This window comes from Pandoraea aquatica (assembly GCF_902459565.1).
In the GTDB taxonomy this organism is placed as follows: Bacteria; Pseudomonadota; Gammaproteobacteria; order Burkholderiales; family Burkholderiaceae; genus Pandoraea; species Pandoraea aquatica.
In genome coordinates, this window is sequence record NZ_CABPSN010000003.1 from 207,579 (window position 1) to 220,048 (window position 12,470).

Here is a 12,470-nt window from a genome sequence, read left to right on the forward strand (position 1 = left end):
AGGGTTTGGGGAAATGCCGCAGTGCGGCGAAGTCCCGTATAATTTTAGCGTAATGCAGCCGCTCCCGGCCGGGCTTCCCGCCGGGATTTGCGTTTGTGATGCTAGCGGCCTTGATGGCTCGTTTCGAGCTCTTGCCGGCGACTTTCGCCGACGGCTCCGCTTTCTCCCCCTCGTTTCCGAGAGACTCTTTCCCATGACGCAAACCACGCAAGTTTCGCCTGCGATTTTCAAGGCTTACGACATTCGCGGCATCGTCGGCAAGACACTGGATGCCAACGTCGCGCACCTGATCGGACGCGCTTTCGGCACGGCGCTGCGTCGCGAAGGTGGCAACGCGGTCGTCGTCGGCCGTGACGGCCGTCTGTCCGGCCCCGAGCTGGTCGGCGCACTGTCCGACGGCCTGCGCGCCGCCGGCGTCGATGTGGTCGATATCGGCGTCGTCGTCACCCCGATGGTGTACTTCGCCACGAACGTGACGCTGCACGGCCGCGTCGTCGACTCCGGCATCATGGTCACGGGCAGCCACAACCCGCCGGACTACAACGGTTTCAAGATGGTGCTGCGCGGGCGCGCCATCTACGGCGACGCGATTCAGGGCCTCGCCAAGCTGATCGAGGCGCAGGACTTCGAAACGGGTCAGGGCACCTACACCGCCGACGAGATCGGTGAGTCGTATCGCGCCCGCATCGTCAACGACGTGCATCTGGCGCGTCCGATGAAGATCGCAGTGGACTGCGGCAACGGCGTGGCGGGTGCGTACGCCCCGGCGCTCTTCCAGGCGCTCGGTTGCGACGTCATCGAACTGTTCTGCGACGTCGACGGCACGTTCCCGAACCATCACCCGGACCCGGCGCATCCTGAAAACCTTCAGGACCTGATCCACACCCTGCAAACGACCGATGCCGAAATCGGTCTGGCATTCGACGGCGACGGCGACCGCCTCGGCGTGGTGACCAAGGACGGCCAGATCATCTATCCGGACCGTCAACTGATGCTCTTCGCCGCCGAAGTGCTGAGCCGCAATCCGGGCGAGAAGATCATTTACGACGTGAAGTGCACGCGTAATCTCGCGAGCTGGGTGCGCAAGCACGGCGGCGAGCCGCTGATGTGGAAGACGGGCCACTCGCTGGTCAAGGCCAAGCTCAAGGAAACGGGCGCACCGCTCGCCGGTGAGATGAGCGGTCACGTGTTCTTCAAGGATCGCTGGTACGGTTTCGACGACGGTCTGTACACGGGCGCGCGTCTGCTCGAAATCCTCTCGAAGACGGCCGACCCGAGCGCTGTGCTCAACGCGTTGCCCAACTCGATCTCGACGCCGGAGCTGCAAATTCCGCTGGCCGAGGGCGAGAACTTCGCGTTGATCGACAAGCTGCGCGAGACCGCCAAGTTCGACGGCGCGCAGGACATCGTCAAGATCGACGGCATTCGCGTCGAGTACCCGGACGGTTTCGGTCTGGCCCGTTCGTCGAACACCACGCCGGTCGTGGTGCTGCGTTTCGAAGCCGACAGCGACGCCGCCATCCAGCGTATTCAGGACGACTTCCGCCGCGCGATTCTGGCCGTCAAGCCCGACGCAAAGCTGCCGTTCTGAGGCTGCACGGCCGTTTGAACTCACGCCACGCGGCCGCCAGAAGGTCGCCGGACCATCGTTGGACGATGACCCGGAATGACGCGGTAAGGCGGCCGTTGGGTGAGCGACGCCGTCAATCATGATTGGCGGGCCGGGACGGGGTAAAATCGCGGTTTTGCTCACGAGGCCCGGCCGAACCGCCGGGGCGTTCGGTTGCAGGTTCTGATCGTCAAAGTCTCGTCGCTCGGCGACGTCGTCCATAACATGCCCGTGGTGCAGGACATCCTGCGCCAGTATCCCGACGCCCAGATCGACTGGGTCGTGGAAGAGGGCTTCGTCGACCTCGTCAAACTCGTGCGCGGTGTGCGCCGGGTCATTCCGTTTGCCTTGCGCCGCTGGCGCAAGAAGCCGTTCGCGGCACGCACCTGGCAGGAAATCGGTGCGTTTCGCCGCGCGTTGCGCGAAACCCCTTACGACTACGTCATCGACACGCAGGGTCTGGTCAAGACCGGCTGGATTGCGCGCACCGCACGCGGCGCGATCTGGGGCCTTGGCAACCGCACCGAAGGCGCGAGCTACGAATGGCCGGTGCGCTATCTGTATCAGCACATGGTGCGCATCGAGCCGCACACGCACGTGGTAACGCGCTCGCGTCTGCTGGTGGCCGAGGCGATGGGCTTCAAGGTGCCGGGCGAGATCGACTTCGGCATCGCCACCGAGCGGGCCGATCACAGTCAGTGCCCGGATCGTCCGTATGCCGTGTTCGTGCATGCGACCTCGCGCGACGACAAGACCTGGCCGGAAGACGACTGGGTCGCGCTGGGCCGCGATCTCGCATCGCAGGGATTCCTTATCGTGTTGCCGTGGGGCAGTGCGGCCGAGCGTGACGTGTCGATGCGGCTGGCGGCCGCACTGGGCGAGCATGCCTGGGTGCCGCCGAAGATGAACCTGTCGCAGGTCGTCGGCCTGATCGATCGCGGGGCGATTACCGTGGGCGTGGACACCGGGCTGGTACATATCGCCGCAGCGCTGAACCGTCCGACCATCGAGCTATACAATTTCAGCACCGCGTGGCGCACCGGCGGGTTCTGGTCGCCGCGCATCGTCAATCTCGGCGACGCCGAACACAAGCCGACGCTCGCGCAGGTGCGCGACGCCGTGCGTGCGCTGGCACCGGCGCTGACATCGTCGCCTGCGGCTGTGCCGAACGGTACCGCTGCGTCTGAGGAGGACTGAATCGCATGAATCAAAACACCCAAGCTGACGACGCCAGCGAGAGCGGCCAGATCGTCACCGTCGCTTCGGGCGACTGGCAGGGCGGTCAGTTGCCGGTCGCGCGCGAGACGCTGGTCGCCGACGTCGAAGCCGGCAAAGTGTTGTACTTCCCGCATCTGGCCTTCGCCATCGACGCCGCCGAACAGGCGTTGCTCGATCCGAAGATCGCCGATCCGAAGCGCAAGAACATCAGCCTCGACCCGAAGACCGGCGCGCTCGTGGGCGTGGCCGCCGACGACGCCACGCAGCGTGCGGTGCACGCGCTGGTCAAGCGCTACTACACGCAAGCGTGCAGCCTGATCGACGGCCTGATGCCGGAGTATCGCGGCAAGCTGCGCGCAGCACCGACGAGCCTGCGACTGCATCAGGTGGAGACGCGGCAGACGTCGTGGCGCAAGGACGACAGCCGTCTGCACGTCGACGCCTTCCCGTCGCGCCCGAACTACGGCGAGCGCATTCTGCGCGTGTTCACCAACATCAACCCGGCCGGTCAGTCGCGCGTGTGGCGCGTAGGCGAGCCGTTCGAGGACGTCGCGAAGCGCTTCCTGCCGAAGGTGCCGACGCAGTGGCCGGGCTCGGCCTGGCTGCAAAACGCCGTGGGCATCACCAAGCGCCCGCGCAGCGGCTACGACCACATCATGTTGCATCTGCACGATGGCATGAAGGCCGACATGGGGTATCAGCACGATGCCGATCAGCAAACCATGCCGTTCCCGCCGGGCAGCGTCTGGATCTGCTTCTCGGACCAGACGTCGCACGCCGTGATGTCCGGCCAGTTCATGATGGAACAGACCTTCTTCCTGCCCGCCGACGCGATGGTGCACCCCGAGTGCTCGCCGCTGGCGGTGTTGCAACGTCTTACGCATCGCGCGCTGATCTGAATGTTGCTGCGTCTCGTCTATCGCGCGCTCTGGTGGATCGTCGCACCGCTGGCGGTGGTTCGCCTGTGGTGGCGCGGCCGGTTCGAGCCGGGTTATCGCCGTCACATCGGTGAGCGTTTCGGCTTTTACAGCACGCCGCCGTACACCGGCCGTCCGCTGATCTGGGTGCATGCGGTCTCCGTCGGTGAGACGCGCGCCGCGCAGCCGCTCATCGACGCGCTGCTGGAGCGCTACCCGTCCCACGGCGTATTGCTCACGCACATGACACCGACAGGTCGCGCCACGGGCGAAAGCCTGTTCGGCGATCGCGTGGTGCGTTGCTATCTGCCGTACGACATGGTCGGTCCGATCCGGCGCTTCCTGAAGCACTGGCGGCCGAGCGTCGGCATGGTGATGGAGACGGAAGTCTGGCCGAACCTGATTTTCACGTGCCGCGAAGGCGGCGTGCCGCTGGTGCTGACCAATGCGCGTATGTCGGCGCGCTCGTTCCGTCGCGCAGCGCGCTTCGGCGATGCGGCCAAGCCTGTGTACGGTGGATTCAGTCGCGTGCTGGCACAAAGCGATGCCGACGCCGAGCGTCTGCGCATGCTGGGTGCCAGTGACGTCGACGTGATGGGCAACCTCAAGTTCGACATGACGCCGCCGCCCGCGCTGCTGGCGCTGGGCGCACGTTGGCGCGAGCGCTTCGGTGACCGTAAGGTGTGGCTCGCGGCGAGTACGCGCGACGGCGAGGAAGCGCAGGTGCTTCAGGCGCGTGCGATGCTTGCGTCTGCCTCCGACGTGGGGCGTCGCTCGCTGCTGGTGCTGGTGCCGCGTCACCCGCAACGTTTCGACGAAGTGGCGGCGATGCTCGAAAAGGTTCGCCTGAATTACGTGCGTCGCAGTGCATGGTCGGACGACGACACACCGTTGCCCGCCGATGTCGACGTCGTACTGGGCGATTCGATGGGCGAGATGGCGGCGTATTTCTCGGCGGTTGACGTCGCGTTCATCGGTGGCAGTCTCCTGCCGTTGGGCGGCCAGAATCTGATCGAATCGTGTGCGGCGGGCACGCCGGTGGTGTTCGGGCCTCACATGTTCAACTTCACGCAGGCCAGCGAAAACGCACTCGCGGCGGGCGCGGCGCGGCGGGTGAGCGATGCGGGCGAGCTGGCGTCGACGCTGGCCGACCTGCTGATCAACGACGACAAAAGACTGGCGATGCGCACGGCGGCGCTGCTGTTCGCGAAGCAGCATCAGGGCGCAACTGCCCGTACCGTCACCGCGTTGGGACGCTGGCTCGATACCGGATTCGTCGCTCCGCAGGAGTGAATCGATAAGACGTCACAACGCTGACGTTGGAAAGCAAAAAGCCTCGCATGCCGGAATGGCCATGCGAGGCTTTTTGTTTTGATGCCGACGACGTTGCCGTGGACCTCAGGGCTTACGTCAGCGACGCAGCGGTGCCGTCGTTCCCGGGCGCACGCCACGTGCAGGCAGACCAGTACCTGCGTTTGCCGGGGCCGCTTCACGGGCACCGGCCATGGCGGCGGAGGCGTCCGGATTCTCGGTCAGCAACGCGTTGAGCAACTGCAAGTCCGTATCGACAAGCGTGGCGGCGCTGGCTTTGAGCTGGAGGCTGGAGAGCAGCGTGCTGTAGCGCGCCTTGGCGAGATCGCGTCGTGTGGTGAAGAGCTTGTCTTCGGCGTTGAGCACGTCGGCGTTGATGCGAATGCCGACCTGATAGCCGAGCTTGTTCGACGCGACCGACGACTGCGCCGATTGCTCGGCCGCTTCGAGCGCCTTGACCTGCGCCAGTCCGCTCGACACGCCAAGGTACGACGTGCGAGCGCTCAGCACGGCCAGACGTCGCGCGTCGTCCAGATCGCTCTGCGCCTTGTCTTCGAGCGCCAGCGTCTGACGCATCTTGCTCTGCACCGAGCCACCCGAGAAGATCGGGATGCTGATCTGAATGCCGATCTGTCCGGCCGAACTCGGCCCCGTGCCCTGACTCGACGGACTGGACATCGCGGACGACAGCAAGCTATTGGCGTTGCCGACGTTCGAATGCGCACCGGCCGCCACGAGATCGACGGACGGCATATAGCCCGACTTCGCCTTCGATGTCTCGCGTCGCGCGATTTCCAGCGTGAGCGACTGCAACTGCACGCCGTAGTTGGCTTGCTCGGCTTGCGTGACCCAGTCGGCGACGTTGTTCGGCTCGGGCGACGGCAGCGTCGATCCGGCGCGCAGCGTGGCGAGCGAGCCGACCGGATGGCCGACGATGCGCGCGAACGCGGCACGGCGCACGTCGAGCGTGTTCTGCGCGGCGATTTCCTGAGCGGTGGCCTGATCGAAGCTGGCCTGTGCTTCGTTCGAGTCGACGATGGTCGCGTTGCCGACTTCGAAGTTGCGTTTGGCCGACGCGAGTTGTTCTGCGATGGCCTGCTTGTGCGTGCCGGCGAGGGCGAGATCGTCCTGCGCGGCGAGCACGTCGAAGTAGGCCGTCGCCACGCGCAGGATCAGATCCTGTTGCGCCTGCGCGAATGCCGCTTCGGCGCTCGCGACCGTCAGCTTGCCCTGCTGGTACGACTGCCAGCTATCCCAATGGAAGATGGGCTGCGTCAGCGCAAGGCTGTAGCCGCTACTGCCGAAAGTGTTCGAGATGTTGCCGGAGCCGTAGTGCGTATTGACGGCGCCGTAGCGCGCCGTGACCTGCGGCAACAGCGCGGCACGAGCTTGCGGCAGCGCTTCGATGTTCGCGAGGTACGACGAGCGTGCGCTGGCGATGAGCGCGTCGCGGCCCTGGGCTTCGCTGTAGAGCTGGAGCAGGTCGGTCGCGCTCGCGGGTGCCGAGTGCCCAATGAGCGCCGCGAGCATCGTCGCAGTGGCGAGGACGCTCGTGGTGCGGGCGTTGAGGATGCTTCGGGTGTTACGGGTGGGGCGGACGGACGCACGCCTCTCCGCGCGCAGCCGCGCGGCAAACCTCGGGGGGCGCATGGCCCTGGCTCAGTACGTCGGCATCGACGGATCGACCTGGCGTGCCCAGGCATCGATTCCGCCGTCCAGATTGAACATCTGGGTAAAACCTTGTTGTTCCAGGAACATGGCGGCGCGGGCGCTGCGCATGCCGTGGTGGCAAATGCACACGATGGGCGCATCGGTATCGAGTTCGCCCTGACGCGACGGCACGTCGCCGAGCGGCACGTTCTTGCTCTGGGCGATGTGGCAGGTCTGCACTTCCCAGTCCTCACGCACGTCGAGGAGCGTGGGTTGGCTGCGGTCCCCGTCCGCGAGCCACTGGGCCAATTGCGCCGGTGTAATGTTTTGCATGATGTTCTACGTGTGTCGAATCGATGGCGTCCGGTTCTCGTCAGGCCGTTTGTTCGTCCCCAAACGAACAAACATGGAACCGGTCCGCTCGCGGCTTCCGGGAGCCGCGCCATCCGCTATCGGGCGACGCGCTTCCCGGCGGCCGGGCTTTAGAACTTGAAGCTCGACGGTTGCGGGGCGACCAGATAGGTCACCTGCGTCTCGAACAGGTTTTCGCGACGGAACTCGGTCTCGGACACGCGCGTGATGAGCACGGCTTCCATGACCGGGCTGCCGCCCACGAACGCGGCCAGACGGCCGCCGACCTTCAGTTGGTTCTGGAACGCTTGCGGCAGTTCGGCCAGCGCGCCCGAGATGCAGATCACGTCGTACGGTGCGGCAGCGCTCCAGCCCTGCGCGCCGTCGGCGTTGACGACTTCCACGTTGGTCACGCCATTGGCGCGCAGCGTTTGCTGAGCCGTCTGCGCCAGATTCGCGTCGAATTCGACGGTCGTCACGTGATGCGCGTTGTAAGCCAGCAGCGCGGCCATGTAGCCCGAGCCCGTGCCGATTTCGAGCACGTTCTCGTTCTTCTTCGGCGCGAGCGCTTGCAGAATGCGCGCTTCGACGCGCGGGAACATCATGTGCTGGCTCTTGTTCGGGATAGCAGCGCCCGAGAGCGGCAGTTCGACGTCGGTGAATGCGATGTCGCGCAGTGCCGTCGGCACGAAATCTTCGCGCTTGACGACTTCCAACAGCTTGAGCACGTCCTGATCGAGCACGTCCCAGGGACGAATTTGCTGCTCGATCATGTTAAAGCGGGCCTGTTCGTAATTCATTTCGATTACTCGTGGGTAGTAGGCAAACACAACCCGGCATTTTACCAGTTCCGGACGGCAGCCATGATGACGTGTGAACTTTTGCCGCAAATCGGCACAAGAGGGGGCGTTTAGGCTGCCTCAGGCGGGATTGAAAGGTCGGGAGGGACCGCGGTGCCGGACTGGGCGACGCACTGCAAATACGCGCCGCACATCGTGGCCATCTGATCGGCGATCTGGCGGGAGAGCGTCTCGTAGCAGGCACCCACCGGCGCACGGTTCTCCAGAATGGCCTTGATCGGCCCCGTCATGGAGTTCAGAAAGACGAAGGCGACCGTCTCCGGATCCTCGAAGCGCACGTTGTGCGCGGTCTTCAGCATGCCGACGACGGCCGCGTGCATCCGCGCAGACGCCCCCGCGAACACCTCACGCCCGTCCAGATCCTCCGAGAGCCGGTACAGCGCCTGCGCCTCCTCGATATCGCGCATCTTCGCGCCGACGTAAGCCTTCGCCAGCGCCTGCGCCATCGTTTCCAGCGGCTTGCCATGCGACGCCTGACACGTTTGCTCGACCGAGTCGACGATCCGGTCGATGTGACGCTCGAGCACCGCGTAGAGCAGCACCTGCTTGTTCTGGAAGTACTGATAGAGGGTGCCGACGGACACCCCGGCGCGCTCGGCCACCCGGGTGGTGGTCAGCTGACGCCCGCCATCGAGCAGCAAAACCTGAAGCGCGGCTTCGAAAATGGCGTCGATGGTGACCCGGGAACGCGCCTGTTGCGGCGATTTACGGGGCGTTGCGGGTGGTTGACCGGCCGGTTTCATATGCGAATAGAAAATCTGAAGGATTCTTCATAAACTCGATGCTAACAAATTTGCGTGCGGCCGGGCGCAGAACAATGGGAATTCGACGGGAGCAGTGATGAAACGGGACGCTATCGAACATACGGTACGCGAGGACGCCGAACGCCATCTGGGAAGAGTGGCGCTGGTGACTGGCGCGACCCGGGGAATCGGAATGGAAGTGGCGCGTGAGTTGGCCGAGGCGGGCATGACGGTGCTGGTCGGCGCACGCGATGAAGCCAAGGGGGACGAAATCGTCGCCCCGCTGCGCAAGGCGGGCTTTCAGGCAGAAACGTTGGTGATCGACCTGCTTCGCTCGGAGACGCTGCACGCGGCGGCCTACCGGATCGGGCGCTATCACGGACGGCTCGACGTGCTGGTCAACAACGCGGGCGTGACCGATCCGCGCGACGACACGCCTGAGAAGGCGTCCATCGAGGCCGTCGAGCGTGTCTTCCAGACCAACTTCTTCGGCACCTTGCGCGTCACACAGGCGATGCTGCCGTGGCTGTCGCGCTCGGACGGTGCGCGCATCGTCAACGTGTCGAGCGGCCTGGGCTCGCTCGCGCAGAATAACGATCCGGCGTGGGAGCATGCGGCTTTCCGGCAGATCGGCTTCAACGCGTCGAAAGCCGCGCTGAACATGTTGACGGTGCAGCTCTCGCACACCTTGCGCGAGACGTCGATCACGGTGAACTCGGTCGACCCGGGCGCACCGTCCGATCTGACAGTCGACGCGAGCGGCAAGCGCGGGCGTCTGGGGCTGGTCGACGGCACGCGTAGCGTGGTGATGCTCGCGCTGGGCGAACGCGGCCCGGTGACCGGTGGTTTCTTCGATCTCTCGGGCACGCTGCCCTGGTAAATGCGGAGATCAATGCAGAGAGGGCGGGTCGGGTAAAATCCGCCCCCATGAATTGCCGACCTCATTGCGCTGCGTGCTGCATCGCGCCCTCCATTTCGACACCGATTCCCGGGATGCCCAACGGCAAACCGGCGAACACGCGTTGCGTGCAGTTGGACGACGCAGACCGCTGCCGTATCTTCGGCAGCCCGCAGCGTCCGGCCGTGTGCGGATCGTTGCAGCCCTCGGTGGAGATGTGCGGCGACAATCGCACGCAGGCCATCGCCTGGCTGTCGGAACTGGAAGCGATGACCGCGCCGATGGCTGCCTGAGGATCGCAAACGGAAAGCGGGGAGCTGCCAGCGGGCAGCGCCGGGCAAACCTCAATTCCTGTCGTATCTGAGTGCTATAGTCGCGCGTGTCGGGCCTCATGCGCCCTGAAGCGGAACGCGAAATGCCGGGTAGCACTCATTCAGATCGTCCCATTCCTCAGAAGTGCGATGCGACCGCGTCGTTCACTGTCTCGCGCCGTCGCTGGCTGACGATGACCGGTGCGGCGGCTTTGGCGGCTGGCTTCGCCGCATGCGCAGGCTTGCCGTTCGGCAACGACTACACCTTCTCCGAAAGCCAGTTGCAGCGTGCGCTCGAACGCAAGTTTCCGTTCGACCGTCGCGTGCTGGCCGTGCTCGACGTGAATCTCACGCATCCGCGTCTGACGCTGCTGCCCGAGCGTAATCGTCTGGCGGTCTCCGTCGACGCTACCGTGACGCATCCGCTGGGTGGCGCACCGCTCACCGGCACACTCGCCATCGACAGTGCGCTCGCGTACGATCCGGCCACGCTGTCGGTCGTGCTGCGCGACCCGGAAGTGGAGACGTTCACCATCGACGGTCTCCCGGACCGCTGGTCGCGTCAGCTGAACGCGGCCGGGGCACTGATCGCGACGCAGTTGCTGCAAGGCGCACCGATCTACACGTTCAAGCCCGAGCAACTCAACATCGGCGGCGCAATGCGTCAGCCGGGGGCGATCACTGTGCTTTCGCACGGCGTGAACGTCAAATTCGACGCGCGCTGACGTTGCACCGATTCCGCGGGAACGCCTTCGCCTGACCCTACAAAAACTCTCTTAATCCACGACTCCTCAGGAACTCATTGCATGGACTTGTTGCTGGCGCTCAAAGCCGTCATTCTCGGTGTGGTTGAAGGCCTGACCGAATTTCTGCCGATCTCATCGACCGGGCACCTGATTCTGGTCGGCAGCCTGCTCGACTTCAACGACGAGAAGGGCAAGATCTTCGACATCGTGATTCAGTTCGGCGCGATTCTGGCCGTGTGCTGGGAGTTTCGCGCGAAGATTGCGCAGGTCGTGTTCGGGCTGGGCAGCGATGCGAAGGCGCGTCGCTTCGCGGTGAACGTGATCGTCGCGTGCGTGCCCGCCATCGTGCTCGGGCTGCTGTTCGGCAAGCACATCAAGGCGGTGCTGTTCAACCCGCTGGTGGTGGCGACCGCGTTCATCGTCGGCGGCGTGATCATTCTACTGGTCGAGCGTCATAACCGTCGCAACGTCGAGGCGGGCAAACTGCCGCGTGTGAATTCCATCGACGAGCTGTCGACGCTGGACGCCCTGAAAGTCGGCTTCGCGCAGTGCCTCGCGCTGGTGCCGGGCACCTCGCGCTCGGGCGCGACGATCATCGGCGGCATGATGTTCGGGCTGGAGCGTCGTGTGGCGACCGAGTTCTCGTTCTTCCTCGCGATCCCGATTCTGTTCGGCGCGACGATTTACGAACTGTACAAGTCGCGCTCCATGCTGGAAGTCGCGGACTTCGGTCTGTTCGGCATCGGTTTCGTGTTCGCTTTCATCAGCGCGTTCATCTGCGTGCGCTGGCTGCTGCGCTACATTGCGTCGCACGACTTCACGGCGTTCGCCTGGTACCGCATCGTGTTCGGTATCGTGGTGCTGGTGTCGGCCTACAGCGGGCTGGTCGTGTGGGCGGACTGAACGTCGCACACCTGACCGCACCATGAAAAAAGGGCACCGAAAGGTGCCCTTTTTGCTGTGCGTCAGTACCGACGCGATGACGTCGATACCGCTCAGCCGCGCTTGCGGAAGACCAGATCCCACACGCCGTGACCGAGGCGCAGGCCGCGGTTCTCGAACTTCGTCACGGGACGGTAATCCGGACGCGGTGCGTAATCGGCCGCCGTGTTCTCGAGCGACGCTTCGCCGCCGAGCACTTCGAGCATCTGCTCGGCATATTCCTGCCAGTCCGTCGCGCAGTGCAGGTAACCGCCCGGCTTCAGACGCGAGGCGAGCAACGCCACGAACGGCGGTTGCAGCAGACGGCGCTTGTGGTGACGCTTCTTGTGCCACGGATCGGGGAAGAACACGTGCACGCCGTCGAGCGAGCCTTCCGGGAGCATGTGCTGGACGACTTCCACAGCGTCGTGCTGGATGATGCGCACGTTCGAGAGCGGCGTCGTGCCGATGAGCTTGAGCAGCGCGCCCACGCCCGGCTCGTGCACTTCCACGCCGAGGAAATCGTCGTCCGGACGAACCTTCGCGATGTGCGCGGTGCCGTCGCCCATGCCGAAGCCGATTTCCAGAATGCGCGGTGCGTCGGCGCGATCGAAGGCGGCGGGCCAGTCGAGCGTTTGCGCCGCATACGGCAGCATGAACTTCGGGCCGAGTTCTTCGAAGGAGCGCTTCTGCGCTTCCGAGCTGCGTCCCGCGCGGCGCACGAAACTGCGGATGCGGCGCGGGTGCGCGACGCCGTCCGGGCCGACGTAGGTGTCGTCGTCTTCCGAAGGATTCGTTTGCGACGCGTCGAGTTCAGCGTCGTCGTGGGCCGGGAGCGAATCGTCGGCCGGCGGTTGTCCGTGGTTCGTCATGGAAACAAAAAGCCGTCTGGAACGACGGCTTGTCGAGGGAGACTTCGGCGGGTGGTGCGTACA

General features: G+C 64.8%; 13 protein-coding genes. 8 read left to right on the top strand and 5 right to left on the bottom strand.

Features of this window, described 5'->3' with window-relative positions:
- The first annotated feature begins 193 nt into the window (after nucleotides 1-193).
- The 4 genes from PAQ31011_RS11735 (at nucleotide 194) to waaA (ending at nucleotide 5,037) form a co-directional block, all read left to right on the top strand.
- Entirely contained in the window at nucleotides 194-1,591 is a 1,398-nt protein-coding gene (locus PAQ31011_RS11735; protein WP_150576013.1) for a phosphomannomutase/phosphoglucomutase, read from the top strand.
- Nucleotides 1,592-1,834: 243 nt separating this feature from the next.
- Entirely contained in the window at nucleotides 1,835-2,806 is a 972-nt protein-coding gene (gene waaC, locus PAQ31011_RS11740) for a lipopolysaccharide heptosyltransferase I (protein ID WP_246179562.1), read from the top strand.
- Nucleotides 2,807-2,811: 5 nt separating this feature from the next.
- Nucleotides 2,812-3,726, top strand: a complete 915-nt coding sequence (gene kdoO, locus PAQ31011_RS11745; protein ID WP_150576015.1) for a Kdo hydroxylase KdoO — start codon at nucleotides 2,812-2,814, stop codon at nucleotides 3,724-3,726.
- Nucleotides 3,727-3,729: 3 nt separating this feature from the next.
- Nucleotides 3,730-5,037, top strand: a complete 1,308-nt coding sequence (gene waaA, locus PAQ31011_RS11750) for a lipid IV(A) 3-deoxy-D-manno-octulosonic acid transferase (protein WP_150576425.1) — start codon at nucleotides 3,730-3,732, stop codon at nucleotides 5,035-5,037.
- A 117-nt stretch (nucleotides 5,038-5,154) separates the two neighbouring features.
- On the opposite strand, the gene PAQ31011_RS11755 is transcribed toward waaA, so the two are convergent.
- From PAQ31011_RS11755 to PAQ31011_RS11770, 4 genes are all read right to left on the bottom strand, one after another.
- A complete protein-coding gene (locus tag PAQ31011_RS11755) occupies nucleotides 5,155-6,705 on the bottom strand; it encodes a TolC family outer membrane protein (RefSeq protein ID WP_246179515.1) in 1,551 nt (516 codons plus the stop codon).
- Between the two features lie 9 nt (nucleotides 6,706-6,714).
- A complete protein-coding gene (locus PAQ31011_RS11760) occupies nucleotides 6,715-7,038 on the bottom strand; it encodes a rhodanese-like domain-containing protein (RefSeq protein ID WP_150576016.1) in 324 nt (107 codons plus the stop codon).
- Nucleotides 7,039-7,187: 149 nt separating this feature from the next.
- Nucleotides 7,188-7,856 carry a protein-L-isoaspartate O-methyltransferase family protein gene (locus PAQ31011_RS11765; RefSeq protein WP_150576017.1) on the bottom strand — a complete coding sequence of 223 codons (669 nt, stop codon included), beginning with the start codon at nucleotides 7,854-7,856 and terminating at the stop codon, nucleotides 7,188-7,190.
- A 110-nt stretch (nucleotides 7,857-7,966) separates the two neighbouring features.
- Nucleotides 7,967-8,659 (bottom strand): TetR/AcrR family transcriptional regulator, encoded by a 693-nt coding sequence (locus tag PAQ31011_RS11770; RefSeq protein ID WP_150576018.1) that lies wholly within the window; start codon nucleotides 8,657-8,659, stop codon nucleotides 7,967-7,969.
- Nucleotides 8,660-8,756: 97 nt separating this feature from the next.
- Here PAQ31011_RS11770 and PAQ31011_RS11775 point away from each other — a divergent pair, with 97 nt between their 5' ends.
- From PAQ31011_RS11775 to PAQ31011_RS11790, 4 genes are all read left to right on the top strand, one after another.
- A complete protein-coding gene (locus PAQ31011_RS11775) occupies nucleotides 8,757-9,539 on the top strand; it encodes an SDR family NAD(P)-dependent oxidoreductase (protein WP_150576019.1) in 783 nt (260 codons plus the stop codon).
- Between the two features lie 47 nt (nucleotides 9,540-9,586).
- A complete protein-coding gene (locus tag PAQ31011_RS11780; RefSeq protein ID WP_150576020.1) occupies nucleotides 9,587-9,850 on the top strand; it encodes a YkgJ family cysteine cluster protein in 264 nt (87 codons plus the stop codon).
- 122 nt (nucleotides 9,851-9,972) lie between these two features.
- Nucleotides 9,973-10,593, top strand: a complete 621-nt coding sequence (locus PAQ31011_RS11785) for a DUF1439 domain-containing protein (RefSeq protein ID WP_150576021.1) — start codon at nucleotides 9,973-9,975, stop codon at nucleotides 10,591-10,593.
- An 81-nt stretch (nucleotides 10,594-10,674) separates the two neighbouring features.
- Nucleotides 10,675-11,517, top strand: a complete 843-nt coding sequence (locus tag PAQ31011_RS11790; RefSeq protein ID WP_150576022.1) for an undecaprenyl-diphosphate phosphatase — start codon at nucleotides 10,675-10,677, stop codon at nucleotides 11,515-11,517.
- A gap of 92 nt (nucleotides 11,518-11,609) precedes the next feature.
- Here the strand turns inward: PAQ31011_RS11790 and trmB are convergent, their stop codons facing one another.
- The gene (trmB, locus tag PAQ31011_RS11795) at nucleotides 11,610-12,407 is read right to left on the bottom strand and encodes a tRNA (guanosine(46)-N7)-methyltransferase TrmB (RefSeq protein ID WP_150576023.1); all 798 of its coding nucleotides are present in this window, start codon (nucleotides 12,405-12,407) and stop codon (nucleotides 11,610-11,612) included.
- Nucleotides 12,408-12,470: the final 63 nt, after the last annotated feature.

Bases quoted from the DNA above. Each gene is read 5' to 3' on its own strand.
- PAQ31011_RS11735 (WP_150576013.1), top strand. From the start codon at position 194: ATGACGCAAACCACGCAAGTTTCGCCTGCGATTTTCAAGGCTTACGAC.
- waaC (WP_246179562.1), top strand. From the start codon at position 1,835: ATGCCCGTGGTGCAGGACATCCTGCGCCAGTATCCCGACGCCCAGATC.
- kdoO (WP_150576015.1), top strand. From the start codon at position 2,812: ATGAATCAAAACACCCAAGCTGACGACGCCAGCGAGAGCGGCCAGATC.
- PAQ31011_RS11755 (WP_246179515.1), bottom strand. From the start codon at position 6,705: ATGCGCCCCCCGAGGTTTGCCGCGCGGCTGCGCGCGGAGAGGCGTGCG.
- PAQ31011_RS11760 (WP_150576016.1), bottom strand. From the start codon at position 7,038: ATGCAAAACATTACACCGGCGCAATTGGCCCAGTGGCTCGCGGACGGG.
- PAQ31011_RS11765 (WP_150576017.1), bottom strand. From the start codon at position 7,856: ATGAATTACGAACAGGCCCGCTTTAACATGATCGAGCAGCAAATTCGT.
- PAQ31011_RS11770 (WP_150576018.1), bottom strand. From the start codon at position 8,659: ATGAAACCGGCCGGTCAACCACCCGCAACGCCCCGTAAATCGCCGCAA.
- PAQ31011_RS11775 (WP_150576019.1), top strand. From the start codon at position 8,757: ATGAAACGGGACGCTATCGAACATACGGTACGCGAGGACGCCGAACGC.
- PAQ31011_RS11780 (WP_150576020.1), top strand. From the start codon at position 9,587: ATGAATTGCCGACCTCATTGCGCTGCGTGCTGCATCGCGCCCTCCATT.
- PAQ31011_RS11785 (WP_150576021.1), top strand. From the start codon at position 9,973: ATGCCGGGTAGCACTCATTCAGATCGTCCCATTCCTCAGAAGTGCGAT.
- PAQ31011_RS11790 (WP_150576022.1), top strand. From the start codon at position 10,675: ATGGACTTGTTGCTGGCGCTCAAAGCCGTCATTCTCGGTGTGGTTGAA.
- trmB (WP_150576023.1), bottom strand. From the start codon at position 12,407: ATGACGAACCACGGACAACCGCCGGCCGACGATTCGCTCCCGGCCCAC.